Source organism: Dietzia sp. SYD-A1 (assembly GCF_015356725.1).
In the GTDB taxonomy this organism is placed as follows: domain Bacteria; phylum Actinomycetota; class Actinomycetes; order Mycobacteriales; family Mycobacteriaceae; genus Dietzia.
The window spans coordinates 1-1,556 of sequence record NZ_JADDKI010000323.1 but is presented as its reverse complement, the minus strand read 5'-3'; the positions used below and the strand labels follow the sequence as shown (position 1 = coordinate 1,556).

Annotated in this window: 2 protein-coding genes; one reads left to right on the top strand and one right to left on the bottom strand. The window is 72.8% G+C overall.

Annotated elements, in window-relative coordinates; genetic code table 11:
- Positions 1-187 precede the first annotated feature (187 nt).
- A complete protein-coding gene (locus IY392_RS12935; RefSeq protein WP_228549377.1) occupies positions 188-1,051 on the top strand; it encodes an oxygenase MpaB family protein in 864 nt (287 codons plus the stop codon).
- Between the two features lie 59 nt (positions 1,052-1,110).
- On the opposite strand, the gene IY392_RS12930 is transcribed toward IY392_RS12935, so the two are convergent.
- The coding region (locus tag IY392_RS12930; RefSeq protein ID WP_194861436.1) for a YdcF family protein at positions 1,111-1,556 on the bottom strand (446 nt) is incomplete at its 5' end.

The following is a 1,556-nucleotide window of genomic DNA, read 5'->3' as shown; positions in this document are numbered from 1 at the left end:
CTCCTGGTGCGGTTCGGGGCTCTCGGGTGTGCACTGCCAGCCTAGAGGCCGTGTCCCCGCCCTACGTTCACGGGATTTTCTCAGCCCGCCCCCAGGGAATACCGGCCGACAGGCGGGACGGGAGTTACAGTCTTCGTCAGGACTCAACCGGCCGTCACACACGGCGCAACTACCCCAGGGCGTGCCCATGTCACCACTTGCCCCACGCGGTGCGGCGGATACCCCTGTGTGCTCGATCCTGGACATCCCGGGGCCCCGGTGGTTCGGCGAGGGCGATCCCATCTGGCGTGTCCACGGCGACGCGGCGACCCCGATCGGGGTGACCACCGGCCTGCTCATGCTGGCGGCCAACCCGGCCTACGCCTCCACGTTCGCCGCCGCGGACGCGGTCGACGACCCCTGGTCCGTGGACGCCTACCTGCACGACCTCATCGAGATCACCACGTTCGGCACGGTCGACGACGCGATGGTGACGATCGAGAACTCCCACCGCGACCGCGCGTTCTCGGGGACCACCGAGCACGGTCAGTACTACTACGGTTCGGACCCCGAGCTCGTGGAGTGGGCGCACGCCGCCACCACATGGGCCCTTCTCGCGGCCTACCAACGCTTCGCCGCGCGGCCGCTCACCCCGGCCGAGTCCGACCGGTACGTCTGCCAGACGGCCGGCGTCGCGCACCTGCTCGGCTGCCGGGTCTCGCCCACCACGGTCCGCGAACTCGAGCAACTGCTCCGTTCCTCCCGGGATCGCGCCCGTGCGACCACCGCCGGCCGGAGCGTCGCGACACGGCTGCGCGAGACGGCGCGCGAGTGCAGGGGCCTGGAGAGGACGTCCGTGACCGCCCACCGGTCGTGTGTCACGGTGGTCCACGCCGCCACGAGCCTCGTGCCGTCCGACGTCCGTCGGGCCCTCGACCTCCCCCACCGCCCCATGGACCGCGCCGCCGTCTTCGGCCGCATCACCCGGGCGCACGAGGGCCTGGGGGCGCCGATGCTCACCACCCGCGCGCCCATCGCCGCGCCGTCGGCCATGAGGGCGCGACCGGCCTGAGCTGGCGCTCCCGGGGACCACGACCCGTGGCCGTCACCTCGGGCCGCTACCAGTAGCCGCTACCAGTGGCCGTTGATCCGGCCCTTGGCGAACCCCGCGATCTCCCAGACCAGGTGCACCGGGAGCATCGGCCAGTCGATGCGCTCGATCGGCGTCATCCGCACATCGACCCCGGTCGCCGCGCGCATCCACTGACCGGCCCGCAGGGTGTGGGGGCGATTGGTGACGACGAGGATCCGCTCCCACCCCCGGGCCCGGGCGATCGCGGCGACCGCCTGCGCCTCACCCCATGTGGTCCGCGGTTCGGGAGCGACACAGACCACCTCCGCACCGGCCGGGCGGCCCGCGCCCGTACACAGCCGTCGGGCGATGCGCTCCGAATTGCCTCCCGGGTTGGACACCAGCAGCGTGTCGGCGAACCCGGCCTCCACCAGCTCGCGGGCGTGGGCGTGCCGGCCGTCGTCAGCGCCGGCGAGCATGACCACCGCGTCGGCGGGCACCGGCT